Annotated in this window: 26 protein-coding genes, 1 tRNA gene and 2 riboswitches; of the genes, 12 read left to right on the top strand and 15 right to left on the bottom strand. The window is 38.9% G+C overall.

Going from position 1 to position 25,897, the window contains the following annotated elements:
* Window positions 1-114 precede the first annotated feature (114 nt).
* Window positions 115-918 carry a pyrroline-5-carboxylate reductase gene (gene proC, locus J1899_RS06510; protein ID WP_214478122.1) on the bottom strand — a complete coding sequence of 268 codons (804 nt, stop codon included), beginning with the start codon at window positions 916-918 and terminating at the stop codon, window positions 115-117.
* A gap of 253 nt (window positions 919-1,171) precedes the next feature.
* Here proC and J1899_RS06505 point away from each other — a divergent pair, with 253 nt between their 5' ends.
* The gene (locus tag J1899_RS06505; RefSeq protein ID WP_246586606.1) at window positions 1,172-1,375 is read left to right on the top strand and encodes a hypothetical protein; all 204 of its coding nucleotides are present in this window, start codon (window positions 1,172-1,174) and stop codon (window positions 1,373-1,375) included.
* A gap of 413 nt (window positions 1,376-1,788) precedes the next feature.
* Here J1899_RS06505 and J1899_RS06500 read toward each other — a convergent pair whose 3' ends face one another.
* Window positions 1,789-2,403 (bottom strand): NUDIX hydrolase, encoded by a 615-nt coding sequence (locus tag J1899_RS06500; protein ID WP_214478121.1) that lies wholly within the window; start codon window positions 2,401-2,403, stop codon window positions 1,789-1,791.
* A 99-nt stretch (window positions 2,404-2,502) separates the two neighbouring features.
* Window positions 2,503-3,462 carry an MBL fold metallo-hydrolase gene (locus J1899_RS06495; protein ID WP_214478120.1) on the bottom strand — a complete coding sequence of 320 codons (960 nt, stop codon included), beginning with the start codon at window positions 3,460-3,462 and terminating at the stop codon, window positions 2,503-2,505.
* A gap of 332 nt (window positions 3,463-3,794) precedes the next feature.
* On the opposite strand from J1899_RS06495, the gene J1899_RS06490 reads away from it, so the two are divergent.
* The 9 genes from J1899_RS06490 to J1899_RS06450 all read left to right on the top strand — a co-directional run bounded on the left by J1899_RS06490 (window position 3,795) and on the right by J1899_RS06450 (window position 9,757).
* Window positions 3,795-3,968, top strand: coding sequence for a YjfB family protein (locus J1899_RS06490; RefSeq protein ID WP_214478119.1), 174 nt, complete (start codon window positions 3,795-3,797; stop codon window positions 3,966-3,968).
* A 170-nt stretch (window positions 3,969-4,138) separates the two neighbouring features.
* Window positions 4,139-4,582: a YrvL family regulatory protein gene (locus J1899_RS06485; protein WP_214478118.1), complete on the top strand. Its 444-nt coding sequence runs from the start codon at window positions 4,139-4,141 to the stop codon at window positions 4,580-4,582.
* Between the two features lie 300 nt (window positions 4,583-4,882).
* Window positions 4,883-5,791 (top strand): EamA family transporter, encoded by a 909-nt coding sequence (locus J1899_RS06480; RefSeq protein ID WP_214478117.1) that lies wholly within the window; start codon window positions 4,883-4,885, stop codon window positions 5,789-5,791.
* A gap of 75 nt (window positions 5,792-5,866) precedes the next feature.
* Window positions 5,867-6,328 (top strand): GNAT family N-acetyltransferase, encoded by a 462-nt coding sequence (locus J1899_RS06475; RefSeq protein ID WP_066448141.1) that lies wholly within the window; start codon window positions 5,867-5,869, stop codon window positions 6,326-6,328.
* Window positions 6,329-6,421: 93 nt separating this feature from the next.
* A complete protein-coding gene (locus tag J1899_RS06470; protein WP_214478782.1) occupies window positions 6,422-7,096 on the top strand; it encodes an SOS response-associated peptidase in 675 nt (224 codons plus the stop codon).
* A gap of 115 nt (window positions 7,097-7,211) precedes the next feature.
* A riboswitch (cyclic di-GMP riboswitch) is annotated at window positions 7,212-7,298 on the top strand.
* A 33-nt stretch (window positions 7,299-7,331) separates the two neighbouring features.
* Window positions 7,332-7,694, top strand: a complete 363-nt coding sequence (locus tag J1899_RS06465) for a response regulator (RefSeq protein WP_306806928.1) — start codon at window positions 7,332-7,334, stop codon at window positions 7,692-7,694.
* A 74-nt stretch (window positions 7,695-7,768) separates the two neighbouring features.
* Window positions 7,769-8,068, top strand: coding sequence for a DUF2642 domain-containing protein (locus tag J1899_RS06460; RefSeq protein ID WP_066448144.1), 300 nt, complete (start codon window positions 7,769-7,771; stop codon window positions 8,066-8,068).
* Window positions 8,069-8,272: 204 nt separating this feature from the next.
* Window positions 8,273-8,551 (top strand): hypothetical protein, encoded by a 279-nt coding sequence (locus tag J1899_RS06455; RefSeq protein ID WP_246586605.1) that lies wholly within the window; start codon window positions 8,273-8,275, stop codon window positions 8,549-8,551.
* A gap of 168 nt (window positions 8,552-8,719) precedes the next feature.
* Window positions 8,720-9,757: a DUF3231 family protein gene (locus J1899_RS06450; protein WP_246586604.1), complete on the top strand. Its 1,038-nt coding sequence runs from the start codon at window positions 8,720-8,722 to the stop codon at window positions 9,755-9,757.
* Between the two features lie 193 nt (window positions 9,758-9,950).
* Here the strand turns inward: J1899_RS06450 and J1899_RS06445 are convergent, their stop codons facing one another.
* The 9 genes from J1899_RS06445 to queG all read right to left on the bottom strand — a co-directional run bounded on the left by J1899_RS06445 (window position 9,951) and on the right by queG (window position 20,520).
* Window positions 9,951-11,309: an IS1182 family transposase gene (locus J1899_RS06445; protein WP_214475360.1), complete on the bottom strand. Its 1,359-nt coding sequence runs from the start codon at window positions 11,307-11,309 to the stop codon at window positions 9,951-9,953.
* A 151-nt stretch (window positions 11,310-11,460) separates the two neighbouring features.
* Window positions 11,461-11,964 (bottom strand): DUF421 domain-containing protein, encoded by a 504-nt coding sequence (locus J1899_RS06440; RefSeq protein WP_214478115.1) that lies wholly within the window; start codon window positions 11,962-11,964, stop codon window positions 11,461-11,463.
* Window positions 11,965-12,174: 210 nt separating this feature from the next.
* Window positions 12,175-13,347 (bottom strand): sporulation protein YhbH, encoded by a 1,173-nt coding sequence (yhbH, locus tag J1899_RS06435; RefSeq protein ID WP_066448154.1) that lies wholly within the window; start codon window positions 13,345-13,347, stop codon window positions 12,175-12,177.
* 322 nt (window positions 13,348-13,669) lie between these two features.
* Window positions 13,670-13,858 (bottom strand): hypothetical protein, encoded by a 189-nt coding sequence (locus J1899_RS06430; protein WP_066448160.1) that lies wholly within the window; start codon window positions 13,856-13,858, stop codon window positions 13,670-13,672.
* A 56-nt stretch (window positions 13,859-13,914) separates the two neighbouring features.
* On the bottom strand, window positions 13,915-15,810 hold the full coding sequence (locus tag J1899_RS06425) for a PrkA family serine protein kinase (RefSeq protein WP_214478114.1): 1,896 nt from the start codon (window positions 15,808-15,810) through the stop codon (window positions 13,915-13,917).
* A gap of 1,193 nt (window positions 15,811-17,003) precedes the next feature.
* Window positions 17,004-17,753: an oxygen-insensitive NADPH nitroreductase gene (nfsA, locus tag J1899_RS06420; protein WP_214478113.1), complete on the bottom strand. Its 750-nt coding sequence runs from the start codon at window positions 17,751-17,753 to the stop codon at window positions 17,004-17,006.
* Window positions 17,754-17,829: 76 nt separating this feature from the next.
* Window positions 17,830-18,303: a tRNA (uridine(34)/cytosine(34)/5-carboxymethylaminomethyluridine(34)-2'-O)-methyltransferase TrmL gene (trmL, locus tag J1899_RS06415; RefSeq protein WP_066448232.1), complete on the bottom strand. Its 474-nt coding sequence runs from the start codon at window positions 18,301-18,303 to the stop codon at window positions 17,830-17,832.
* Between the two features lie 63 nt (window positions 18,304-18,366).
* On the bottom strand, window positions 18,367-19,245 hold the full coding sequence (locus J1899_RS06410; RefSeq protein ID WP_246586603.1) for an amidase domain-containing protein: 879 nt from the start codon (window positions 19,243-19,245) through the stop codon (window positions 18,367-18,369).
* Window positions 19,246-19,392: 147 nt separating this feature from the next.
* Complete coding sequence (gene queG / locus J1899_RS06405; protein WP_214478112.1) at window positions 19,393-20,520, bottom strand: tRNA epoxyqueuosine(34) reductase QueG; 1,128 nt, start codon at window positions 20,518-20,520, stop codon at window positions 19,393-19,395.
* A gap of 86 nt (window positions 20,521-20,606) precedes the next feature.
* Here queG and J1899_RS06400 point away from each other — a divergent pair, with 86 nt between their 5' ends.
* Window positions 20,607-21,272, top strand: coding sequence for a B3/B4 domain-containing protein (locus J1899_RS06400; protein ID WP_214478111.1), 666 nt, complete (start codon window positions 20,607-20,609; stop codon window positions 21,270-21,272).
* A 303-nt stretch (window positions 21,273-21,575) separates the two neighbouring features.
* Here the strand turns inward: J1899_RS06400 and J1899_RS06395 are convergent.
* Window positions 21,576-21,649, bottom strand: a tRNA-Gly gene (locus J1899_RS06395).
* A 575-nt stretch (window positions 21,650-22,224) separates the two neighbouring features.
* Window positions 22,225-22,307, top strand: a riboswitch (cyclic di-GMP riboswitch).
* Window positions 22,308-22,350: 43 nt separating this feature from the next.
* On the opposite strand from J1899_RS06395, the gene J1899_RS06390 reads away from it, so the two are divergent.
* Entirely contained in the window at window positions 22,351-23,475 is a 1,125-nt protein-coding gene (locus J1899_RS06390) for a DUF5050 domain-containing protein (protein ID WP_214478110.1), read from the top strand.
* A gap of 47 nt (window positions 23,476-23,522) precedes the next feature.
* Here J1899_RS06390 and J1899_RS06385 read toward each other — a convergent pair whose 3' ends face one another.
* Window positions 23,523-24,626 (bottom strand): ABC transporter permease, encoded by a 1,104-nt coding sequence (locus tag J1899_RS06385; protein WP_246586602.1) that lies wholly within the window; start codon window positions 24,624-24,626, stop codon window positions 23,523-23,525.
* On the bottom strand, window positions 24,623-25,897 hold the full coding sequence (locus J1899_RS06380) for an ABC transporter permease (RefSeq protein WP_214478109.1): 1,275 nt from the start codon (window positions 25,895-25,897) through the stop codon (window positions 24,623-24,625). Before J1899_RS06380 ends, J1899_RS06385 begins: the two co-directional genes overlap by 4 nt.

The following is a 25,897-nucleotide window of genomic DNA, read 5'->3' as shown; positions in this document are numbered from 1 at the left end:
GTCAAGTCGGAATTATAAGAATGAGCAAATCAGTCAGCCAAAAAAACTGGACAAATTCGCTATAAACCCAACTTTACTGTATTGTATTAGCTGAAATGCAAATACATTCTCCTTTTATTCTGACATTCCTTTTGTCTTATTCATACATGCTTCCATAGCAGATAGCACAGCCCCTTTGAATTGATTCTGCTCAAGCTCTGCTACTGCTTCGATCGTTGCTCCTCCTGGTGTACAAACCTGATCTTTTAACTGGCCCGGATGCATTCCTGTTTCCAATACCATTTTTGCTGCACCGAGAACAGCCTGTGCTGCCATTTTATAAGACTGGTCTCTAGGCAAACCGCCTCTTACACCGCCATCAGCAAGTGCTTCAATGAACATATAAACATAAGCTGGAGAAGAACCGCTGATTGCAGGTACAGTGTCCATTAGGTTTTCTTCTATTTCTTCCACCTTGCCAAATGAAGAAAGCAGCTTTTTCACTTCTTCCGCTTCATCATCATTTACATATTCATTGCGTGTCATTGCTGTCATTCCTTCTCCAACCATGGATGGTGTGTTTGGCATAGTACGTATTGCCTTTACATTAAATCCAAATGCTTCTTGTACATAAGGCAATGTAATTCCTGCAGCCATTGTCACAATGATGGTTTCAGGTCGAATGACATCCTTCACTTCTTCAATAATACTTCCATGCAAATCCGGCTTGATGGCAAGAAATAGAATGTCTGACTGTGCAGCAACTTCTTTGTTCTCCTTCGCCATAATCCTATAAGTCTCTTGTACATGCTCTTTTGTCTTATGTGATTTTGCACTAAATAGGATTTGTTTGTGATCAGCACCGTCAGCTGACAGAATTCCACCTATTATGGCCTGTGCCATTTTGCCGCATCCTATAAAGCCAATTACTTTACTCATTTAAAATCTCCCCCTCAGCTTTCATTTTCAAACATCTTTCAGCAAATTGTATAACGCTTCTACATATAGTGTTTTAAGGATCTTTATTTCATACTGGTTTGTCAAAAAATTGTCGATAAAAAAAACAGGCAGTTAGCTGGACTTTTTTAAAATATAAGTTTATTTTACTATAAACAGGAAATATTTCTTGTATAAGAATATTGCTGTTATTTATTTTACCCTTACTTTATAAACTCATAGAATGGATGGTGCGATGATGACAAACAGCAAATTAAATAAATCCGAAAAGAAAAATGTAAACATTGGAACAAATGTATCATTAAATGGGTTAGTGACTGCTGTTTTTGATAACATGGTCCACGTCCAAATCGGCGCTAAAATTGTAACCGTACAAATGAAGGATTTATTAAACGGTACAATTCTTCAAACACAGCAGACAAAGACACCATCTCAATAAGACTAACAGATTTACTTGTGAGGTGCTGAACGGTACAGCATAGACAGTCTCATGAGGTTACAAAATTGCATTATCAAAAGGCTTAGAGACTTGACTAAGCCTTTTTTTCATGGCTGCTGTTGTTTGGTTAGCTTTTGATGAATATAAGCGGAGAAATTTCCCTTATTTGAGAAAAAGCACTGAAAACAGCAAAAATAGAAGGAGAAATTCCGACTATTCCCCAAAATTATATGAAAATAACGGTTTTTTCTAAGCATAACCGGAAAATCTCCGCTTATTTACCCCAAGATGAGCTCCATTCTGCGTTTAACCGGAATTTCTCCGTTTATTTATGAAGAGAAGCTGCCTCATTATTTACGCTCCAACTCAAAACTAGGGGAAGCATATCACTCCCCCCCTTTTTACTGGCTCTTTTAAATGATCTCCAGGAAATGGTGCAGAATTCTCGCCGTTAATCCCCAAATCACTTTATCGTCCCAATAATAAAAATACTCATCCATGGCCCGTGTTTGCCAGTCATAATTCTCTCCGCCTGCTATGGAAGAGAACGGAAAGCTGGCTTCAGGCTCCACCCGGAAATTCACTTTATATACCTTCGGCTTTAGCTCCTGCAGTTTTTGCAGGGGCACTGTAAAGACCTCTTCCACCTCAAGATGGTTAGGACTTAAGACAGTTGAAGTAAGATCAATAAAACCAGCATAAGGATAAATAATGGTACCAAAAGGAGAAATCATATAATCCAGCGGAAAAATATTAGTGATCGAGCTTTCCTCGATCCCCAGCTCTTCAGATGTTTCACGTATGGCTGTGTAAGCCTCATCTCGATCAGCAGAATCAGCTCTACCGCCCGGAAAACAAATTTCCCCAGGCTGCCTTCTCATTTTTAATGAGCGCACCTCAAATAAAATATGCAAACCATCCTCTTTTTTCACTAGTGGCAGCAGAACGGAATATTTATAGAATTTCTCACTGCCAAGAATAACAGGCGTTCTTTCTCGCAAATGATTTAGTATATCATTCATTTCCATAATCTCACCTCCGCGATTGGAGTACCTGCATAATTGGATATTCATTAAGTATAGTCATACTTTCATCACAGTAGCCATTCATCTGTTCGCAGTTAGCAACTATTGTGCCTTACTCAATCGTTCAATGATTCCCATTGCGCTTACATCCATATCTAATTTTAATAAACGCAGAACCTCAGACTGTATTGAAACCTCTTTTTGTGCGATTTCATCCGTAACAAGCTCCAGCATTTTTTCAGACAGAAGATTTGTTTTTCCCGGGAAATCTATTTCAGGATTTTCCGTCATTACCCTTTTCCCTAATTCCATAAACTGCGGCAGCCAATAAGCTATTTGCTGGAACACATTTTGCGGATTTTCCGTCATACTATAATGACCAAAATAAATCCGTTCTGGTTTAAGCGCCTGAAAGCGCTCAGCAGAACGCAGCATATCTTCCTCATTAAATTGGCTTGGCGATGTTGATGGCAAATATAGCTCCAATCCTTTTTTCAAAAGCTGCGGGTAACATACACCAATTGTATCTCCAGTAAAAATACCATTACTGAGAGAATCGTGAATGGAAAAATGATGCTTTGCATGTCCTGGTGTATCGTAGAACGTAAGCGTTCTGCCATTGCCAATATCCAAAGTTTCTCCATCGTTTTTACTGATCAGCCTTTGTTCATCAATTGGTACAATTGGATCGAAAAGACGATCAAAGTCATCACCATAGACTGCCTTAGCTCCCTTAATTAAGCGTTCGGGGTCAGCTAAATGGCGCTTGCCGCGCGGATGCACATATACTGTGGCATTTGGGCAGTTCTGCAAAAAGAGACCCGTACCTCCGGCGTGATCCAAATGAATATGTGTTACAATGATATTTTTCACATCTTCTAAACCAATCCCTAATTCGTTTAACCCCTGCTTTAAAAATGGGATAGAAGGACTTGCACTTGTTTCAATAATTGTGATGTCCCCTCCAGTTAACACGTATGCTCCTGTTCTACCCCACTGGTTTAAGTCATTTAAGTCTATTATATAAACTCCCTTGCCTAAATCTGCTACACGCTGTTCCAATTATGACTCCTCCTTCTGTTTAAAACCTCTTCATTGCCTTTATTATATAGCAGTAATTTCCTGTAATAAAAACATCTGATTCTGGGTAAATAAAAAATAAGTGGAGTTAGATTTATCAATACTATTTCACATTTCGACACAATACGACAAATACCGACAATTACCAGTAGAAATTTGTCGCTTTTTCAAGTATAGTTTACGTATAAGATTTGGTTGGTAAGCCATTGATCTTATTCCTATTCACAGAGTCACTTGGGCTCTGTGCTTTTTTTTTGCATTTTTTCCTTCATTTTTCTTCTCCCTTTCCGATACAAGAGAAAGGGGTGAAAATTTTGGATATCGCAGCATTATCTATGGCCTTAAGTCAATCATCCGCATCCCAGTCAGCAGGCATTCTCTTAACCAAAAAGGCATTAGACACAGCTGAGGGCAACAGTGCCCAGCTGCTGAAAATGATTGAAGCCCCGCATCCAAATCTCGGCGGCACAATCGACGTAAAAGCATAAGAAGTTTTTGACCATTCAATCGTCGGGTTGAATGGTTTTTATTTGGATAGATGATTCCTGGTATAAAAAATAACCGCTAGTCGTACAAAGTATTACAGTCTAATGAAACCAATTGACACCTTTTTCCGTATATTATTTAAAAATATGATCTTAACAAAAAGGATGTTTCGATGTCAGAGCCAAACCGCCCTTTTAAAGAAGAATCAAAATCTACGAAGTTTTTTATAATCGTTACAATGAGCTTATTATTGCTTGGTGCCATTGGTTTTGTGGTCGCTGGTTATTATTTTGGTATATTAGGGCTGTTTAATATCCTGGGTATTCATTATGAATCCCTTTTTTCCCTATTCCTTTTCGTTCTCTTTTATTTTCTGCTTGGCATTATTGGTGATATCGTTCTAAAGGCTTTTAATATTTTAATGAAAGCAGCAGGAATAACGGGGAAATTTTCATTTAGTGCCGGCATACTTCTTTTTTCCTTTCTGATCAACTGGGCAATCATATCTGTTATCAATTTACTAATGGACTCTATTGAAATTGCTGCTGTAACAGGAATGGTTCTCGCACTTATCATTTCCATTATTGAAATGGCACTTGATAGCCCTGATAATTAAGAAAATTTGCCGATTGGCTAGTCATAGAAAGGACACAGACAGAGTTTTAGCTGCATTTACTAAAATGAACGTCTACTTTGAGCCTTTCTTCTGTTTTCCTCTTTTTCACTTTCTGTAATATAAAAAAAGTTCATAACCACTTGAATTAATGTTTAAATTGCGCTATGATACTTAACGGTAATTTCATACTAAAATTATTTGTTTGTGGATTTTTCTAGAGGATACTCTACTTTTCGCCACACAATTGTCTAACAGGCAATTGTGTGGCTTTTTTATTTTACTGGAAAGAAGGAGATTTATATGAAAAGCTGGCATTATGCTTTACTCGTTTTCCTGGGAGGCTGCAGCTTCGGCATTCTGTCTACATTTGTTAAGCTTGCCTATGCAGCAGGCTTTACGATGCCGCAGGTGTCTGGGAGCCAAGTATTCTTTGGCACTGTCATTATCTGGTCTATCGCATTATTTGCAAAAAAAATAAAAATTACCATGCTTCAAGCAGGTAAAATACTGGGTGCTGGCATTCCGACCGGATTAACAGGCGTTTTTTACTATCAATGTCTGCAGACAGTTAACGCTTCACTCGCGATTATTTTCTTATTCCAATTTATATGGATTGGCACATTAATTGAATGGATCGTTTATAAACGAAAACCTTCAAAATTAAAAGTTATATCTATCATTATTTTGCTTGCAGGATCGCTTTTAGCTGCTGGACTAATCTCAGGGAACATTCAGTCCATTTCAGGAGAAGGTGCTATGTGGGGACTGTTATCTGCCGTGACATTCTCATTATTCATCTTTCTTAGCGGAGTTGTTGGCAAGGAGTTGCCTGCCATTCAGAAAAGTGCCTTATTGGCAACAGGCAGCATGATTACGGTATTTATTTTATTTCCGCCGCTCTTTATATTCGATCCACCCGTTTTGTTTAGTTTAGCTCCATATGGACTTTTACTAGGTATATTTGGGGTCGTACTGCCGCCGCTGCTATTTTCTATTGGCATGCCGCATGTAGGACCAGGTCTGGGAACGATTTTAACGGCATCCGAACTGCCCGTTGCAGTGGTATTATCAGCAGCGGTCTTATCAGAACATGTCGGCTTCCTGCAATGGACGGGTGTATTAATCATCTTAGCCGGAATTATGATCGGCAATAAAAGCAGTATCCAGCCAAAAATCATACAGCCATATGAACTAAACAGCCAGGGTTAATAACCTTGGCTGTTTTTTTAAAGGATATTCATCTCAGCTTGTAGAATAATTTTTTCAACAAGAAAGGAGAATACAATGAGAATCAGACTAGCTGATGCAGATGATATCCAACAGTTAATTCAAATGAGATGGGACTTCACTATTGAACATGATGAAAGCAAAAAAAGCTCATCCTTTCAGGAATTTGAGACTGAATGCCGCTCCTTTTTAGAAAGAGCACTCCTCAATCAGCAGTGGTTTATTTGGATTGCAGAGGAGCAGGGGAAAATTCTTTCTCATATTTATATTGAATGCATCCACAAGGTTCCCCGTCCAGGGAGAATCACGTACCCTTTCGCCTATATGACAAATGTATATACACTTCCAGAATATCGGCAAAAGGGAATTGGCAGCAAACTCTTACATGCTATCCATGATTGGACCAAGGAAAACAAATATGAATTTGTGCTTGTTTGGCCAAGTGATGAAGCCATCGAATTTTATAAAAGAAGTGGATATGAAGATCTTACGGAACCTTTGATTTATTATCCAAAATAAAAAACATCCCTTAAAAATTATGAAACAATGTCTTCTTCCCTCCGTAAACAAATGTAACTATCCTATTCAACGATAAGGAGTGTGGAAATAGATATGTGCGGAAGATTCACCTTATTTTCTGATTATGAGGAAATAATTGATCGCTTTGATATCGAAGCGGCCATTGATGAAGCACAATACATACGCAGCTATAATATTGCGCCATCTCATGAAGTGCTGGCTGTCATTAACGACGGAGAAAAAAATCGTCTGGGCTATTTAAAATGGGGACTTATTCCTCCCTGGGCAAAAGATGTGAAAATCGGCTATAAAATGACGAACGCCCGCGCAGAAACCCTGACAGAGAAACAAAGCTTTCGAGCTGCTTACGAAAAGCGCCGCTGCCTCATTATTGCCGATTCCTTTTATGAATGGAAAAAAACAAGTACAACAAAAGTTCCGATGAGAATAAAGTTAAAATCAGATAACCTGTTTGGCATGTGCGGGCTCTGGGAACGCTGGATTTCTCCTGAAGGAGCACCCGTTTATTCCTGCACAATTATTACAACAGCCTCCAACCCGTTTATGAGAGAGATTCATGAACGCATGCCTGTGATCCTTAATCCAGAGGATGAAAAAACATGGCTAAACCCAAACAATAGGAATGCCACTGAACTAAACAAACTCCTTGTCCCCTTTGAGGATAACCACATGGATGCTTTTGTCGTTTCGGATAAAGTAAACTCTCCTAAGAATAATACCATTGAAGTAACTCATGCTCTTTGCTGATTTTTAAAGGCTGTCGATAGACGGCTTTTTTTATTTTAACTGAAGGCAAATCTTTTCAAATATTCGTAATAAGAAAAAAGTCGCAAATTGTCGAAATGGAAAACACGTGCTAAAATACCTATAACGGCAAATTTTACGAAAGTAAAAGACGCAAAGCCACGGACCTAAGGCACAGATTTGCTAAGGCAGCCGGGTTACCAAGATGACTGATCTTGTAAAAAAGGAGTAAAAAGAAATGATGCATTATAAAGTATTAATTGCTGATGACTCAATGTTTATGCGCCAGCTGCTTAAAAAAGCAATTTCAAGTGACCGTTATACTGTCATTGGAGAAGCTGCAAATGGAAAAGAAGCCATTAAGTTATTTAAAAGAATGTCACCTGATATTGTCTTGCTTGACTTAACAATGGATGGAATTAACGGAATGACTGCTTTAAAAGAAATTAGGCGGATTGATTCCCGCGCAAATGTAATCATTTGCTCAGCGATGGGCCAATCAAAAATAATCATTGAAGCTCTTCAAAATGGAGCAAAAGACTTTGTCGTCAAGCCCTTTTTTAACGAACTTCTGCCAGCATTAGATAAAGTAATTAAATAAGCTTAGTTTAAAGTTGTGACAGGCACGGTTTATACTCCTCTTTACATAAAGTAATAAAAAAGGGGGAATATGGCTTGTATCCTTATTTATATCGAAACCAAACCGAAAGCGTACCGCCCGGACAATATAAATATTCAAACAACCTTCCAGTTATAATGAATCAATTATCACCAAACTCAACCATGAGTACAGAGCCTGTATTTTTAGATCACCTGCTTATGAATATCGGAAGAAAAATTAAAGTGGTGACAATTAATGAAAAACTAGAAGGCATATTAACCGGGGTGGCTATTGATCATATTCAACTGACCATTGACCATTTGAATTATCATATTCGTTTTCAGCATATCACTTACTTTGTCGGAAAACCGTAGTTATTTAACTGAAAAGAATAGAAAATGAAGAGTCTGAGAGGACTCTTTTTTATCGTAAATTTACAGTACCGATACAATTCCACCTTGATTTTTATGGTAAAATTTACATATCATTATTTTCGAGGTGATTATATGACTTATTTCTTTAACTTTCTTCTAGCCATTTTTCTTACTGCTTCATCTTATTTTATTGGAAGCATCCTTTTGAAAAATAGCATCACGATATTAGCGGCTATTATTATTGGCGCTTCCGTCGTATCCTTAGGTTCCATAACTGAAAAGCTTGGAGCACCGATTTGGTTAATTGTTCTCGTTCCATTTCCAGTTGGCATGACCCTGCTCTACTTATTTCTGAAAGAACCCTTTCATATCTGGCTCATTACCTACATGACAACTTTGGCATTATATACAGTTATTCATGTCATTATGAGCTACTTTTTTAAATTCAATTCGTTGATACCAGCTTGGAAGCTGAGGGTATAAGGATATAGAATTTTCGAAGGGACACGTGCTTGCTACATATAAGAATAATGGCACTAAGGTTTGCAAATACAGGAAAGTATATAAAATTTTTAAAGGTAAAGGAAGCTACAGGAATAAATAATAATCCATCGGTAATCCTAACAAAAAATCTACAAAAGGGGATTTATTATGGATTTAAATCCAATGGATATTTTAAAGCCTATTCATTTAAGTTCAGACTCATTAAGTGAAAATGCACCTTTAACAGCGGTTGAAATGGGTAAGCTTTGGGCTACTTATACAGGCAACAGCATGTCTCAGCAAATCCTCACTTATTTTCTTCACCATTGTGACGATGAAGATATTAAAATTCTGCTGGAAAATGGAATTGCTTTGACGAAGGATTTCATGGAGCGGATCGAATATTTTTTTAAGAAAAGTCATTTCCCGATCCCGAAAGGATTTACAGAAGATGACGTTAACTATGGTGCTCCGAGGCTTTATGATGATACATTTTATGTTCACTACCTGAAATATGCTTCCAAGGCGGGAATGAGCATTTATGCCGTTGCGATTCCTTTAATTATGAGGAAAGATATCAATCAGTTTTTTACTTATTGCAACAATTGTGCCGTGGCGTTATTAGATCAAATTAATACCGTCTTAGCTGAAAAAAAATTAATAGCAAAACCGCCTATTATTCCTATTCCAGAAAGCAACGATTTTATTCATAAACAAAATTACTTGGCAGGTTTTATCGGAGACATACGACCTCTTCATGCTTTAGAAATCTCTCACCTTTATGACAATATTGAAAATAACACAACAAGCAAAACATTATTATTAGGGTTTTACCAGGTGGTTAGAGATGAAAAGATTAAAGCTTTGTTTAAACGCGGGTTAGACATGACCGAAAAATCAGTGAAGCAATTCATGGAGAAACTGCATGTTGAAAATCTGCAGACACCATCTCATCTTGATCATTTAGTTACAACATCCACATACCCGCCTTTTTCAGATAAAATTATGCTCTTTCATAAGGTAGATATGTTTTCTATTAAAATAAGATCATTTGCGAACTCTATAGCAGTAAATGGACGAAGGGATATCGCTTTAATGTATGGGCGAAACCTCATGAATGTTGGATTGTTTGTTGATGATGGGGCAAACATTCTCATTGATCACGGCTGGATGGAATCACCCCCGAAAGCCTATGATCGGACTTAAGTTCATTACCGTATGTCATCTTTAGAGCTTCCAATCATAAAACAACTATAAACAGCCTTCTTATTTCATATAAGAAGGCTGTCAGATTGTAGACAAAAGGGGTTCGGAATGGTCTCATTCCGAACCCCTTTTGAAGTTTTTTTTCTATTTTTATTCCTTTAGAGGACAGAATGCAGCTATCCTATCCTCAGATTTATACTGTTTTTGGGTCCTGCCACGTCCAGTTGGCTATTTTCTTTAAATTCATGGACGCGAAAGTAAGCATCGCTTGCATCGACAATTTTTTAAGTCCCCTTAACGTTGTCCAACGCATTCCATGCTTTTCTTTTGCATCAGCGAAAACACGTTCAATCGTTTCCTTTCGCTTTGCGTATATTGGTTTTACATCTTTGTGATGGCGAAGATGTTCCGCTTCCTCCACATATTCCTGCCAAATATGCCGGGTCACCACTTTTTGGTGATTCTTACTCTGTGTACATTGGTGCAATAATGAACAAGTGGCACAAGTCTGTTTCAATGATTTGTATTCACGGTAGCCTTCCTTGGTGGTAGTTGAATAGTTCAAAATTTTGCCCGCTGGGCAAATATAACAATCAAAATGTTCATCATAAACATATTCGTGCTTTCGGAAGAATCCATCCTTTGTACGTGGTCGTGTATAAGGGAGTGCAGGTGTTATTTCATGTTCAATTAAGTACTTCGTGATGGCAGGTGTTTTATAAGCTGCGTCTGCGGCAACGGCTTCAGGTTTTCCAACTCTATCAATCACTCGTTCAACTAAAGGCTCAAGGATTCCACTATCATGAATGTTTCCTGGTGTAACTATATTTCCTAAGATAAATCCGTTGCGATCAGAGGCGGCATGAAACGAATAAGCAAACTGTTTAGTGCGTTCGTCTTTGACGTAGTAGCCACTTTCTGGGTCTGTGGTACTTTCTTTGATCTCTTTTGTTTCCTCTTTTTCAAATTTATCAGGTGGAAATGGCTTCTTCCCATGATCTTCACGGTCATCGTTGATTTCTGTCTGAAGCTGTTCTTGATATGCGCGTGTTTCCTTCCGCACAACTTTCTTCGCAAATTTATGTTTATTCGCGCTTGCTTTTACGTGTGTCGAGTCAATAAAAACATGTTCAGCGCTAATTAATTTCTTTTCCGTGGCCGTTTTTAAGATTCGATAGAAGATCTGTTCAAATAGATCAGTATCTTTAAAACGACGCTCATAGTTTTTACCGAAGGTAGAGAAGTGAGGAACTTTATCATAAAATCCATATCCTAAAAACCAGCGATAAGCCATGTTTGTTTTTAGTTCCTCAATGGTTTGGCGCATGGACCGAATACCGAAGGTATATTGAATAAAAGTAAGCTTTATTAAAATTACCGGGTCAATGCTTGGACGACCTACTTCTGAATATGTATCTTTTACTAAATCATAAATGAAGGAGAAGTCAATTGCAGCCTCCATTTTTCGTACTAAATGGTTTTCAGGTACCAGTTGATCTAACGCAACCATTTCAAGCTGATCACGTTGAATTGAATTATGTTTGGAAAGCATCTTCATCACCTCTAACCTTATTCTCCTTTTATTCTAAAACAAAAAAGACTGTAGGCAAACTCGATTTTCATCGAGTTTGTCTACAGTCTGACAGCCTTCTTATTTCATATAAGAAGGCTGTATTTATGAATTTAAGTGGGTTAATTTTCGACTATTTCACATTTGCAAGCGTAGACTCTCCAGCTTTATCTGTTTTTTGAATAACAGAAATACTTCCATCTGCTTCTATCACTACCGCTTCTACCTGCCCCATCGAAGATATGCCATTGGACCTTGCAGCCTGGAGGATTTCTACCTTTAGCACCCTTTTCCTTTTCATCACATCATGAAGATAATGATCATCTCGATATAAAAATGCTGGTTCTGACTTAATCAAGCTTCTTACTATCCCAGATCTTACCGAAAAGAAAGCAAGAAAATATTGCAATACAATCAAGATAAAGAATGCCGAGAGTCCCTCTGCAAGGGACACATCCTTATTTAGCAGGATTGTTGCCAGCGTCGATCCAAGTGCAACGGTAACGACCAAGTCAAAAGCATCCATTTTTGAAAGTGTCCGTTTTCCTGAAACTCTTAGGAACAGAACCAGTCCAGCATATGCAAAAACCCCAATTAAAATCGTCCTGCCTACCGTTTCCCAATCATTAAAAAACATCGTATCACCCTTATAACAATTAATAATAGAATTTGTCAGTTGGACGGTTTTACATCCTTCACTGTAAAAATTGTTTACTTTATAACCTGTACCCCATTTTAAGAGAGGTATTGCATGACAAGGTAAAAAGTAAGGTGAACAATAATAAAACCCGGACAGACTGATCTGCCGGGTTTAGTAATATGGGATTTGCTTTAGATAAAACTCTATTTAAGCATACTTCTTATTCTCTTCATTATTGCTGAAAAAGGCTTTCATTGCATGAAATACATCCGCTTTTTGCTTTAAAATATAATGGCGGAAATGTTCGTTTTTAATATTTTTATAGGCGGACATAAGAGTGGAATGGCGGTTATATTGGTTAACTTCCCCATATCCGAACATATTGGATTTTTTAATAAGTTCTTCGACGAGTTTGACGCAGCGGGCATTGTCTGAGGTAAGATTATCGCCATCTGAGAAGTGAAATGGATAGATGTTGAATTGAGCTGGGTTATATTTTGCATCAATGAGTTCGAGTGCTTTTCGGTAAACGGAAGAACAGATTGTACCTCCGCTTTCCCCTTTAGAGAAAAAGTCTTCTTCAGAGACCACTTTTGCCTCTGTATGGTGGGCGATAAATTCGATTTCTACTGTTTCATATTTGGTGCGCAGGAAACGGGTCATCCAGAAGAAGAAGCTTCTTGCCATATATTTCTCCCAAATGCCCATGGATCCGCTCGTATCCATCATCGCAAGCACAACGGCTTTTGATTCTGGTTTAACAACCTCGTTCCAAGTCTTAAATTTCAAATCCTCCTGATAAATCGGGTGGAAAGAAGCTTTGCCTGCCATCGCATTTCGTTTAAACGCCGTCATCATGGTGCGTTTTTTATCAATATTGCCCATTAACCCCGTTTTGCGGATGTCATTAAATTCAATATTTTCAACGAGCTGCTCTTGGTTTTCTTTTTTCTTCAAGTTAGGCAGCTCTAAGTGCTGAAAGAGTGCCTCTTCAATTTCCATCATGGAAACTTCAGCCTCAAAGTAATCCTCTCCCGCCTGGTCTCCTGCACCCTGACCTTTGCCTGGACCTTTTTGTCTTTGAGAACCATCACGGGCAACCACATCACCAATTTTGCTTTCACCGTCACCTTGACCAACATGCTTATTCTTGTCATAGTTATAGCGAATTTTGTATTCATCCAATGATCTTATCGGGATTTTGACAACTTCCCTTCCATTCGACATGACGATATTTTCTTCGGTGATCAGGTCAGGTAAATTATTGCGAATCGCATCCTGTACTCTATCCTGATGACGCTGCTGATCATCATGACCTTTGCGATGGAGGGTCCAATCTTCCTGGGAAATCACAAACTGATGGTTATTGGCCTCGTTCACATTAAATCCCTCCTTTTTAAACTGGCGAAAAAATGGAGCAAACACTTCGTAAACCTGCTGTACAATTGCTTAAAAATTTCTTCACTTTTCATGCACATTTAATATGCTGCTTACATACTATATTCCGAGTGTCAAATAAGATATTTCACCATAGAAGGCAGTAATAACAGCTATCTTAACATTTCTTGACCATATTAAAAATGGTGTATTACTTCATCATATGCAATGAGACAAAATAATTTACAAATTATTTCGACAATAGTACATGAAAATCTATTTTGGACAAGCCTAAATATTATTTTAGGGAAAATAAAACCTTCGCTTACGAACGGCGAAGGTTTTTATCTGCTTCTTTATATTGGACGGGGTCAGGCACTTTTTGATCTTCCTTTAATTCCTTGTTAGTGCGTAGATTCTCCATTTGGTTTCCGAGGTTCTTCATTTCTTCCACATTCTCAGCCATTGAACTATTGCGCGGTTTAAAGTTTTTATCAAGCTCATACTTTTTCATGCTATCACCTCAAGTATTCTTTACCCTTGAGCCGGACAGCCTCAAACATAAGCTTTTTATCGATTTAATAAGCTTCCCACATACTTGAGAAGTTCATTTGCAGATGATGAATTATAGCCATGTTCATCGATAAGGCGTGCTACTACTTCATTTACTTTTTTCAGCTGCTGTTCATCTGGCGTTTTTGAGGAAGTGGTGATTTTCACGACATCTTTAAGGTCAGCGAAGAGCTTTTTCTGGATCGCTTCACGAAGTCGATCATGTGAATTATAATCAAACCTTTTACCTTTGCGGGCATAAGCCGAAATTCGGATAAGAATCTCTTCACGGAATGCCTTTTTCGCATTTTCCGAAATACCAATTTGCTCTTCAATCGACCGCATTAGTTTTTCATCTGGATTAATTTCTTCACCAGTCAGCGGATCACGAAGTTTTACTTTATTGCAGTATGCTTCAACATTATCAAGATAGTTTTCCATCAATGTTTTTGCAGACTCTTCGTATGAATACACAAATGCTTTTTGCACTTCTTTTTTCGCAATGTCATCATATTCTTTCCTGGCCAGAGAGATAAAGTTTAAATACCTTTCCTTTTGTTCCGCTGTAATTGAAGGGTGCTGATCAAGCCCTTCTTTTAAAGAACGCAGGACATCCAGTGCGTTGATAGACGTAATATTCTTTCGGATGATGGTCGATGAGATTCGATTGATCACATAACGCGGATCAATGCCGCTCATTCCTTCATCACTATGCTCTTTTTTCAATTCTTCTACATCTGCAAGCGCATAGCCTTCTACATTTTCACCATCATATAGGCGCATCTTCTTAACTAAATCAATATCCCCTTTTTTCGGGTCTTTGAGTCTCGTTAAAATCGTGAACATGGCTGCAACCTTTAATGTATGCGGAGCAATATGCACTTCAGATACATCACTTTCGCGAATCATTTTTTCATATATTTTTTCTTCTTCCGTTACTTTTAGGTTATATGGAATCGGCATGACGATGATTCTGGAATGAAGCGCCTCATTCTTTTTATTAGAGATGAATGAGCGATACTCTGTTTCATTCGTATGGGCAACAATTAATTCATCCGCAGAAATGAGGGCGAATCGTCCTGCCTTGAAGTTTCCTTCTTGTGTTAAAGATAGTAGGTGCCATAGGAATTTCTCGTCGCATTTGAGCATTTCCTGAAACTCCATCATACCGCGGTTTGCTTTGTTCAGTTCTCCATCAAAACGATAAGCACGCGGATCGGACTCTGAACCATATTCGGCAATCGTTGAAAAATCGATGCTCCCTGTTAAATCAGCGATATCCTGTGATTTAGGATCTGATGGGCTGAATGTTCCGATCCCAACGCGCCGATCTTCTGAGAAAATGACCCTTTCAACCATTACATCTTCTATCTTGCCGCCATATTCCTCTTCCAGTCTCATCATATTAAGAGGTGATAAATTCCCTTCAATCCGAATGCCATATTCGTCCAGGAAATCCTTGCGTAAATGATGCGGAATTAAATGGAGCGGATCTTCGTGCATTGGGCAGCCTTTAATGGCATAGACCGCTCCCCGCTCTGAGTGGGAATAGGCTTCCAGCCCTCTTTTTAACATAGTCACTAAAGTAGATTTACCTCCGCTTACAGGTCCCATCAGTAAAAGAATCCGTTTGCGTACATCCAGCCTTTTTGCAGCAGGATGGAAATATTCCTCTACAAGTCTTTCCAGTGATTCCTCAAGACCAAACAATTGATCACTGAAAAACTGATATTTTTTCTGCCCTTTAACATCGTCAATTCCCGCGTCTTTAATCATATTATAAACACGTGAATGTGCGGACTGGGCAACCCATGGCTTTTCTTTTATAATTTCTAAATATTCACCGAAAGTCCCTTCCCATTTCAGCTTTTCCTCTTCGTGGCGATACATCTCAATTTTTTTTAGAATATCCATATGGACCTCCCCCTGTCACATTATCAGAGACGATTAATATACTGTATGCGCCCTGTTTATCGAACATGCGCGAACAAGGGATTGTTTTAGCAGGTAATTTTTACAATATTCAAACAATAATAGCTGTTTAACCCTTTGGAACAGAGGGAAATAGAGCTTTATTCTCAAAGAAAAGTAAACACTTACAAAATTTTCACACATGACATTCACAGTTTTCCTGCAATAGGATATAATAAACTCATATGCTTGTGGAATGTTTCATAAAAAGGAGGATACATAACATGGGTACAATTATTATTCTTGGTGTCATGGCTGCTTTCCTTGTTGCTATTTTCACAGCAGGATACGACGATAAACCAGGCATTAATAAAAAGTAAAAAACTGCTGGCGTTTGTGCCAGCAGTTTTTTATTTTTTGAGAGTAAGGTTATTGGGTTCCAGTACTCATTTACTTTTGGATTACACTAGAGCGATCGTAGCGGTTTCGGCACACCGTTTACCAATTACTGGTTTTTAATGGGGTGTTTTCTCTGTTTTCGAGACACCATTTACCATTTACTGGATTTCATTGGGGTGTTTCGGCTGTTTTCGAGACACCTTTTACCATTTACTGGTTTTTCGTGGGTTGTTTCGGCTGTTTTCGAGACACCTTTTACCATTTACTGGTTTTCAGTGGGGTGTTTCGGCTGTTTTCGAGACACCTTTTACCATTTACTGGTTTTTTGTGGGGTGTTTCGGCTGTTTTCGAGACACTATTTACCATTTACTGGCTTTTCGTGGGGTGTTTCCTCTGTCTTCGAGACACAATTTACCATTTACTGGTTTTTCGTGGGGGTGTTTCCTCTGTTTCGAGTCACCATTTACCAATTACTGGTTTCTAGTGAGGTGTTTCCTCTGTTTTCGAGACCCCATTTACCATTTACTGGTTTTTAGTGGGGTGTTTCGGCTGTTTTCGAGACACTATTTACCAATTACTGGTTTTTAGTGGGGTGTTTCCTCTGTTTTCGCAACATCTTTTACCATTTACTGGCTTTTCGTGGGGTGTTTCGGCTGTTTTCGAGACACTATTTACCATTTACTGGTTTTTAGTGAGGTGTTTCCTCTGTTTTCGCAACACCTTTTACCAGATACTGGTTTACAGTGGTGTATTCCAGCTGCTTTCACAACTCCATTCACCAAATAATAGTTTACAAACTATCTCAAATCAAACCCCTGCTTCTTCACAAATTCCTTCATATACATTCTTGTTTGTTTTTCGAGCATTTGAGCCATCTGGCCTGTCCACGTGTCTGATCTCTTTCCATCTGTACGTTCCTGATAGTATTCAGAGATGATCTCATCGTATAAAGAAAGCTGCTTTTTATAGGCATCGGTGTCTTGGTTATATTCGTTTTCATGGTAAATATGTTCAAAAGGCAATCGCGGCTTTTGCTCATTCTCTTTTTGCGGATAGCCTACCGTCATGCCGAACAACGGAATAACGCGTTTCGGTGTTTTTAATAATTCAGAAACTGCTTCCAAATTATTACGAATGCCGCCAATGTAGCAAATGCCAAGACCCATGGACTCTGCTGCAATGGCAGCATTTTGTGCTGCTAAAGCTGCGTCAATCAGTGAAACCATGAATTTTTCCGTGCTTTTGATGGTTGGCAAAACATCCTTCTTTTCAAGCTCCCCAATAAGCTCATGCCGATGCAGATCAGCGCAAAATACAAAAAAATGACCATTTTTTGCTACATATTCCTGTCCGCCAGCTAGTGCAGCAAGCTGGTCTTTCTTGTCTTGGTCTGTCACTCCGATAATGGAATACGCTTGAATAAAGCTGGAGGTTGAAGCTGCCTGTGCAGATACAACAATCGCTTTGATTTGTTCTTCTGATAATGGCTTGTCCTCAAAGAAGCGAACTGAGCGGTGATTTTGAAGTAATTTTATTGTTTCATTCATGGGTCATGTTCCTCTCTTTTTTTAATAATGATTTCCTCGAAAAGGATATAAACAAGACCTGAACAAATGCTCAGGTCTATTTTAGATGGATATAATCTTGTTGTCTTAGCGCCTCATAAATGAGGATGGCAGCTGTATTGGATAAATTCAGCGAGCGGACATTATTATTCATCGGAATGCGCAGCGCACGATCTTTGTTGCTTTCGATAACATCCTTTGGAAGGCCAGTTGTTTCCTTCCCGAAAATAAAAAAGTAATCTTTGTCCTGATCACTATAATCAAATGTGGAGTGTGGCTGTGTGCCAAACTTAGTTAAATAAAAGAACTCTCCGCCTTCATTTTGTTTATAAAAATCATCTAATGAATCATGATAAACAATATTTACAAATTCCCAGTAGTCAAGTCCTGCACGCTTCAGCATTTTATCGTCTGTTGAAAAGCCAAGCGGACGAATCAGATGCAGTGTTGTGTCTGTCGCTGCACAAGTACGGGCAATATTGCCGGTGTTTGCCGGGATTTCTGGCTGATAGAGTACAATATGTAGTGCCATGTCTTTCACCTCTAAAAATATGTCTGATTCATTATATCACTTTGAAAGAAAAATTTTAAACTTCTAGTTCTGATCGTTTATAGAAAAGAATTTATATTTTATGTTCGGTGTATAAGCAGTGGAATCCTCATAAGCCCAATACCGCATTCGGCTGTTAGTGGTGTGAGCATTCACGAGCGGCATTCCATCAGCGTCTTTTCCTGTCACAATCGTAGTGTGGTCAAAACGGCCATCCCCTTGGAAGTCATAACAGATGACATCTCCAAGCAGCAGTTGCTCTGGAGCAGCTACTTCCTTCGCCTGAAGCCCCGCGTTTGAACCAGGCAAATGCCAGCGCATGGCATTCGCTACCGTCCAGCTGTAGCTCCAATTATTGTTTTGCATCCACCATCCCTTTCCTCTATTCGGATAGCCTCTCATCGGAGCACCGCCAGCATGCAGACATTGAGAAATATAATTTGTGCAGTCAACATCAAAGCTTTTATAGGCTGGGTTATAGCTATTCCACCATGTTTCAGCATATTGAACGGCCTTCAAACGATCATAATGAAATTTCAGCCTTACATCAGCTTCTCCGCTTTCCTGAAGTTCATTTAGCATGCTTGGCATTTCATAATCCGGCTCAATCTCTTTATCATCAACAAGCACACCTTTATAAAACTCAGCCTCCCGCTCTTCCATCTCTTCTTCTATATATAAGGAGGATTTTTGTTTAATTAAGTATTGGAAATGAGCACGATAATGCACGAGCTCTGTTTCATTTTCTCCTTGTTCTTTTTTTATAATCGCCCCTGTTGCTTTCGCTTTAACGATTTCAGCATTCCTGCGCTGCAGGCCGCCTAGCTTACGTTCAACTTTTAAATCCGCTGAATTAGAGAGCCTTTCAGATGATACATATAACCCAACCATATTCTCTAAATGTTTCTGTAATTGGTCTCTCACTGTGCATCTCTCCCTTCTATTTATACTTATGAAGGAAAAGTCATTTTCACAATAAAAAAATGAGAGGACATGCCTCTCATCTCAATTAAAATATTTAAAAGCCTGCAGCTCCATGATCTTAGGAGCTAGACACTTTCAAAGAAATCTTTATAAAAAAGAAAGTCCTTTTTGGATTTCCTCCAAGGCTTCTGGATCCTGCTCGGTTGTTAGAGCCTTTTCTAATTCCTGCTTCGCCTTTTCTCCGCCAATCTTTCCTAAAGCCCACGCACTCGTGCCGCGAATAACTGGACGGGGATCTGTAAACATCAAGTCACTCAGATCATCAACAGCTGTTTCATCTTTAAAATGGGCAAGAGCAAGTATGGCATTACGCTGAATTGGTTTCTTTCCGCGCCACGAGCCCGACATGCGCCCAAATCTTTGCTTAAACTCCTTGTTGCTCATTTTTAAAATAGGCTTTAACAGCGGCTTTACGTCTTCTGAATTAGGCTCCATTTCAGGATGGAAATGAAAATCTTTGCCTTTATTTTCAGGACAAACGGTTTGGCATGTATCACAGCCATAGATGCGATTGCCCAATTCTTCCCGAAATTCATCCGGCATAAAGCCTTTTGTTTGTGTTAAAAAAGCAATGCAGCGCTGAGCATTAAGCTGACCGGGGTTCACCAAGGCCCCAGTCGGACAGGCATCCATACATTTCGTGCACGTACCGCAGCGATCCTCAATCGGCTTATCCGGTGCAAACGGAATGTTCGTAATGATTTCTCCTAAATATACATAGGAACCGAATTCTGGTGTAATGATGGAACAATTCTTTCCAGTCCAGCCGATTCCCGCTCTTTCAGCAACCGCTCGATCAACAAGCTCACCCGTATCCACCATAAATTTAAATCGGGCATCCGGCACTTTTTCAGCGATATAGTCCTGCAGCTGCTGCAGACGATTCCGTAAGATATGATGATAATCTTCTCCCCAAGACGCCCGGCAGAAAATACCCCTTCTTTCCCCTTTTTTCCCAGCAACCCGCTCCCTCATTTTAGAAGGATAGGCAAGAGCGATTGAAATAATCGATTGGGGTTGATCCAAAAGCAATGCAGGCGTAACTCTTTTATCCAGGTCAGGCTCTTCAAAGCCGGATTGATAATTCAGTTCAATTTGCTTCATTAATATATTTTTTAAACCAGTAAAGGTATCGGCTGTTGTAAAGCCGATTTTATCAATCCCGATTGACTGGCTGTATTGTATAATATCTTGTTTCAATTCTTCTACTTTCATGCAGTACACCAACTCACTTACCTTTTAATGAAAAAATCATTATTCTTATGATAAACTATTTCTAATCTATTTTGGAGGTGGAAACATTGGAAATTAACATTTCACCTGAATTGAGCACATTATTCCCTCATTTTAAAATCGGCGTGATTACATACCATGATATTCAAGTTGGCAAATCTCCGCAAATGGTAAAAGGCCGCTTGCAATTATTTCAGGAGTCGCTTTATTTCGATTATGAGGATAAAAAAGTCACCGAGATCGAAGCAATTCAGGAATGGCGTCAGATATTTAAAGCTTGCGGAAAGGATCCTAACCGTTATCGGCATTCCGCCGAAGCACTTTACAGACGAGTAATAAAGCAAAATTATCTGCAATCTGTTCATAGTGCGATTGATTTGAATAATTTCTTTTCGTTAAAATATCAAGTGCCGATCGGAATTTATGATGCAGACAAGCTTTCTGGTCCAGTCCAAATTCGACTTGGTGAGGAGAATGAATCCTATATCGGTTTAAACGGTCGGGAAAACTCTGTCCACCGATTACTTGTCGCAGCAGATGAAGCCGGTCCATTTGGCAGCCCGTTCGTGGATTCAGAAAGAACGGCTGTCACAGAAGAAACCGTCAATGCGCTGCAAATTGTCTTTCATCGCCCATCTATTACAGTTGAAGAAGCGGAAGAAATGACTGTTTCTTTGAAGGATATGTTCCTTCAAGTGCATGGGGGTACTGGTGAGGTCCGCATAATTGATTAATATTATGGAGTGCGTTCCGTCTGCTGCTGAGCAGGCGGGCGTTTTTTTGTGCTGAGCGACGGGATAGGCGGTGTGTTTTTGCGTTTGGCGGATAAAAGATGGTTTTTGGCGGATAAATTTTTTTAACGGCGGATAAAATTTTCTGACGGCGGATAACTTTCGTTAAACAGCACATTTCCTTAGCTTCTGAGCACATATCTCCTAAATGGACCCTTTTCACACATTCAATGAAAACACTTTTTAAAACATGAAAAAACGCAACATTTCGTTCTTAAAGAAACGGAACACTGCGTTGGTTATGTATGGAGCGGGTGAAGGGAATCGAACCCTCATCATCAGCTTGGAAGGCTGAGGTTTTACCACTAAACTACACCCGCATTATAATGAATCTTTTTAAAATAATTTTAATCTCACGAAATGTCATGCCTCTTTCTCTGCCAGCTCATTCGAGAAGCTAATGCGTCGAGGCAACTCGCAGATGTTTCAAGGATGCTATGCTCGTGGCTGAGGTTTTACCACTAAACTACACCCGCATTATAATGAATCTTTTTAAAATAATTTTAATCTCACGAAATGTCATGCCTCTTTCTCTGCCAGCTCATTCGAGAAGCTAATGCGTCGAGGCAACTCGCAGATGTTTCATGGATGCTATGCTCGTGGCTGAGGTTTTACCACTAAACTACAACCGCAATATAATAAAATAGTATGTTTTCAATCTCAAATTAGAACCTGCAAAATCTATCGAATTTTGTCGAATAATCCTGCTGACTACTTTTATTATTCTAGTATATTTATCCTCTATCGTCAACAGGTTTTTCATTTTTCTTTAACAAATGTTTAATAAAATCTTAATAAACCCACAACATTTCATAAAAGTTTTACATAAACACTTCTATTAGACTAGTATTTTTAACCTAATACTCCTTTAATTACTAATAATAATAGACTATAATACTCATAACGGCAAATCAATTGAAAGATTGAGACGCAAAGCCACAGGTCTAAGGCGCAAGCTATGACAGCTGGGTTACCGTAATTATTTTCTATTTAGAAACTAATCGTAAAGGAGAGATTGACCATGGTCAAAAAGACCTTGTATTCCGTATGTTTTGCATTTCTGTTCCTCACAATGATCAGCTCCTCTGCTCTTGCAGCCGAAAAGAAGGATTCAGCTTATCAAGAAACCTACCAGAATCTGCTGGATTCCTTTAAAAGCTATCAAACAACTGCTACATTTCCTTCTCAATCTTTTTCATACAAAGAAGTTGGTGAAGTCATCAATGACGTGTTAGCAGATCATCCTGAAATCTTTTATTTTCAGCACAAAAATACACTGATTTATTCAAACGGTAAGATTAAAATCAGCTACAAATACCCTGTTTCCCAAATCAAAACGATGGTCAGCAAACAAGAAAAGCTGATTAAATCCATATTAAAAGAGACAATCCAACCGAAGGATTCAGATTTTGATAAAGTAAAAGCGATTCACGATTATATTGTTTTAAATACAGCTTATGACTGGACAAACTATCAGAATGGAACAGTTCCTGAAAGCTCGTATACACCGTATGGTTTAATGGTTGATGGAATTGCCGTTTGTGAAGGCTACGCTAAAACGATGCAGCTGCTATTAGATCGCGCTGGTATTGAGAACGAATATATTGCAGGAACAGCTAACGGCGGTCCACATGCTTGGAATATGGTAAAAGTAGATCATCACTATTATTATGTTGACGCCACTTGGAATGATCCTGTCCCAAATCAGGCTGATCAAGTTAGCTATAAATATTTTCTTGTAGACGCTAAGACATTGAGAAAAGATCATGTCTGGAATGAAAAGCAATATCCATCAGCGGCAAGCACCAAATATGCTTACTTTCAAGAGCTTCAATCCGTGCAAGAGATGGGAAATTATTTCTATTACTCTAACAGTAAAGATCAGGACAAGCTTTACCGCATGAAAAAGGACGGTACAGGAAAAACAAAGCTGATCAATGCACGAGCACCTTATTTTGTCATCACGCACAACAAAATTTACTTCAGCAACTATTCAAACAGCGGATATTTGTATAAAGCAACACTAGCAGGCAAACACGCTAAACCTATGAATAAAGTACATTCAATTGATCTTTTCATCGATCAAAACAAGCTATACTATACGAATAAAAAAACAAATAAACAATCTTCCATTAAAACGAATTAAAGAGAAAACGGGATGGCACATAATGCCCTCCCGTTTTTTTCTATAAATCACCTGCTCCTGCGCTCAACCAAATTGATCCCTAATCCCATTCCGACAATCCCGATTAAAAGCATAATTAGCAGTGACATCGTTATGTCCGCCAACCCAGCATCATAAAAAATTACATTCATGATAGCATCCATTGCATGGGCCATTGGAAAAAGATCCGCTACAAACAGCAGTACTGGATTAGAAATCGTTCCTGGCATCATGTAGGATCCACTAACCAAAGGAATTAGCGGAATGATGGATGGATAAATCGCATAGAACTGTTCTGGTGTTTTTACAAATCCAGTAATCAGCATGGCAATGCTGATCATGCTGAATACAAACAGAGCAGATGCGAGTATGATTAGCCAAAACTGATTTCCAAGATCATACTTCAACACGTATTTAAACAATAATAGTACGGCAACAATCTGAAACATGGATATTAAGAAACTATATAAGATGTAACCAGTATACATTTTGGTCTTGCTGATCGGTGCAAGAATCATACGGTCCCAAACACCGGATACCTTATCATGTGATACATTATTCACTCTAAAGCCAAGAATAAAGGTGGCAATTAAGAGAGTAAAAGCAAACATTAACTGTGTCCGCATGTTATAGTCTGTCATCTCTTCATTGTTAAGCCCGACCTTTTCCATTTGAACAGGACCTGCTTGCAAGTACTTTTCCACATCATCTCTTGTCAGTTCATTTCCTTCTAAATCTGTAATCGCACTGATCTCCGCTTCTCTCTGAAACACAGAATGAACATGCTGCTGCATATATGAAACATCTGTTATTTCATCACTCGTGATGATCTTATAGTCATTCTCCATTAACTTTACAGCAGAATCAATATTCCCTTTTTCCAAATCTTCTTTTACCTGAGCCGAATCGGCAATCGTAAATTCCAGAGAGTCGTCAGTATTCAGCAGCTTCTCCCATTTCTTTTCAATTTGATCAGCATCTGCTTCTTCACTATAAATAACAAAGGAAGAGGGGGAGTTAGCACCGCCAGTAAAAATGACAGTGGCCAAAACACTGCCTGCTATTAACAAAATTAAGAATAAGGGCACTCGCCGATCCTTTGCAAATTGCGCCCATATAACAGATCTCATCATTTCGCATTCCCCCTTTTCGGATACAGCAGGACTCCAATTACAACAAGAAGCAGAAAGAATCCTACAAGCAGCAGACTAGAGAGTAAAATAGAAGATACTGTTTCATTTTGCACCCAATCTGTATAAATCACCAGCGCAAGTCCATTTGGTGTCCATTCCCCTATTTGCTGAAGCCAGTTTGGCAAAATATAGACTGGAACAAAGCCGCCCCCGATTGCTCCTAGTATGATTACCACTAACATAAATAAACCATTTGCAGTATCAATATTTTTCACTCTTAATGAAACGGAAGTAAAAGCGGCAGATAGGCCGGCAATGGACAAAGCTATTAACGTAATGATGATCATTAAACCTGCCCAAAATGAAGCAGAACGGTCAGGAAACACATCTAATAGGAAATTGGAGGTGAGAAGCACGAATAATAGCTGAACCCAAGCTAAACAAAAGGTTGAGACCATCTTCCCCATTAAAAATTGTGTTGGATGTGCATTCGATATATATATTCGATTTACAACCTGCTGTCTGATTTCTTCACCCGTTTTGATCGCGACTGTTGCTGCTAAAAACAAAGCAAAAAGCGCCCCCATGGTTACTGCATAATATTGTGCAACAGTAAGTGTAAAGGGTGTATGAGTCTCAACTGTCTCAACCCCTCCTTGCGGCGCATGCACAATGGCGTTTTCAGACCCTTCAACCTTTGAAAGAGCAAACTGATAATTCAATTGGTCGATAAACCCATCAATTACATTAAATAAGATGTTATTTTCATTTGTATTGTTTTCCAGCTTATAACGCAATTGGGCTGCCGGAGCTTCGCCTGTGATCGAAGAATATAGCGTTTCTGCTGTATACCCTTCTGGTATCACAAGAATACCGTCCAGTTCGCCATCCTCAACTCTTTGATTGGCTTCATCCTCATCCAGTTTCTGAACAGTCACAAAGTCTTTTATTTCTTCACTATTAAAATAGGCAAACAATTGATCCACAGGCTGCAATGCATACATACTTTCTGAAACAGCTAGAGCATTCGCTTCTGTAAAAGATGCCTCATTGACCAGCTTTTCCTGTAAAACCGTCATGGCTACCTCTTGATCGTCCTGATTTACAATCCCCAAGTGCAAATCCAATTGATTATCTTCATCGTCACTCATAACCCCAGAAAGAGCAAAATTCAACACGATAATAAGTAAAATCGGGAGCAGCAGTGCAATAAGTGTTTCCTTGCGATCACGCCAGAAAATTAACAAATCTTTTTTAATAAAATGACTCAT

The organism is Cytobacillus gottheilii (assembly GCF_018582665.1).
GTDB classification, from domain to species: domain Bacteria; phylum Bacillota; class Bacilli; order Bacillales; family Cytobacillaceae; genus Cytobacillus; species Cytobacillus gottheilii.
This window is presented reverse-complemented; position numbering and strand designations above follow the sequence as displayed.

Coding starts and splice junctions, on each gene's coding strand:
- proC (WP_214478122.1), bottom strand. CDS start 918: ATGAGTAAAGTAATTGGCTTTATAGGATGCGGCAAAATGGCACAGGCC.
- J1899_RS06505 (WP_246586606.1), top strand. CDS start 1,172: ATGATGACAAACAGCAAATTAAATAAATCCGAAAAGAAAAATGTAAAC.
- J1899_RS06500 (WP_214478121.1), bottom strand. CDS start 2,403: ATGGAAATGAATGATATACTAAATCATTTGCGAGAAAGAACGCCTGTT.
- J1899_RS06485 (WP_214478118.1), top strand. CDS start 4,139: ATGTCAGAGCCAAACCGCCCTTTTAAAGAAGAATCAAAATCTACGAAG.
- J1899_RS06480 (WP_214478117.1), top strand. CDS start 4,883: ATGAAAAGCTGGCATTATGCTTTACTCGTTTTCCTGGGAGGCTGCAGC.
- J1899_RS06475 (WP_066448141.1), top strand. CDS start 5,867: ATGAGAATCAGACTAGCTGATGCAGATGATATCCAACAGTTAATTCAA.
- J1899_RS06470 (WP_214478782.1), top strand. CDS start 6,422: ATGTGCGGAAGATTCACCTTATTTTCTGATTATGAGGAAATAATTGAT.
- J1899_RS06465 (WP_306806928.1), top strand. CDS start 7,332: ATGATGCATTATAAAGTATTAATTGCTGATGACTCAATGTTTATGCGC.
- J1899_RS06450 (WP_246586604.1), top strand. CDS start 8,720: ATGGATTTAAATCCAATGGATATTTTAAAGCCTATTCATTTAAGTTCA.
- J1899_RS06445 (WP_214475360.1), bottom strand. CDS start 11,309: ATGCTTTCCAAACATAATTCAATTCAACGTGATCAGCTTGAAATGGTT.
- J1899_RS06440 (WP_214478115.1), bottom strand. CDS start 11,964: ATGTTTTTTAATGATTGGGAAACGGTAGGCAGGACGATTTTAATTGGG.
- J1899_RS06430 (WP_066448160.1), bottom strand. CDS start 13,858: ATGAAAAAGTATGAGCTTGATAAAAACTTTAAACCGCGCAATAGTTCA.
- J1899_RS06425 (WP_214478114.1), bottom strand. CDS start 15,810: ATGGATATTCTAAAAAAAATTGAGATGTATCGCCACGAAGAGGAAAAG.
- nfsA (WP_214478113.1), bottom strand. CDS start 17,753: ATGAATGAAACAATAAAATTACTTCAAAATCACCGCTCAGTTCGCTTC.
- trmL (WP_066448232.1), bottom strand. CDS start 18,303: ATGGCACTACATATTGTACTCTATCAGCCAGAAATCCCGGCAAACACC.
- queG (WP_214478112.1), bottom strand. CDS start 20,520: ATGAAAGTAGAAGAATTGAAACAAGATATTATACAATACAGCCAGTCA.
- J1899_RS06390 (WP_214478110.1), top strand. CDS start 22,351: ATGGTCAAAAAGACCTTGTATTCCGTATGTTTTGCATTTCTGTTCCTC.
- J1899_RS06385 (WP_246586602.1), bottom strand. CDS start 24,626: ATGATGAGATCTGTTATATGGGCGCAATTTGCAAAGGATCGGCGAGTG.
- J1899_RS06380 (WP_214478109.1), bottom strand. CDS start 25,897: ATGAGTCATTTTATTAAAAAAGATTTGTTAATTTTCTGGCGTGATCGC.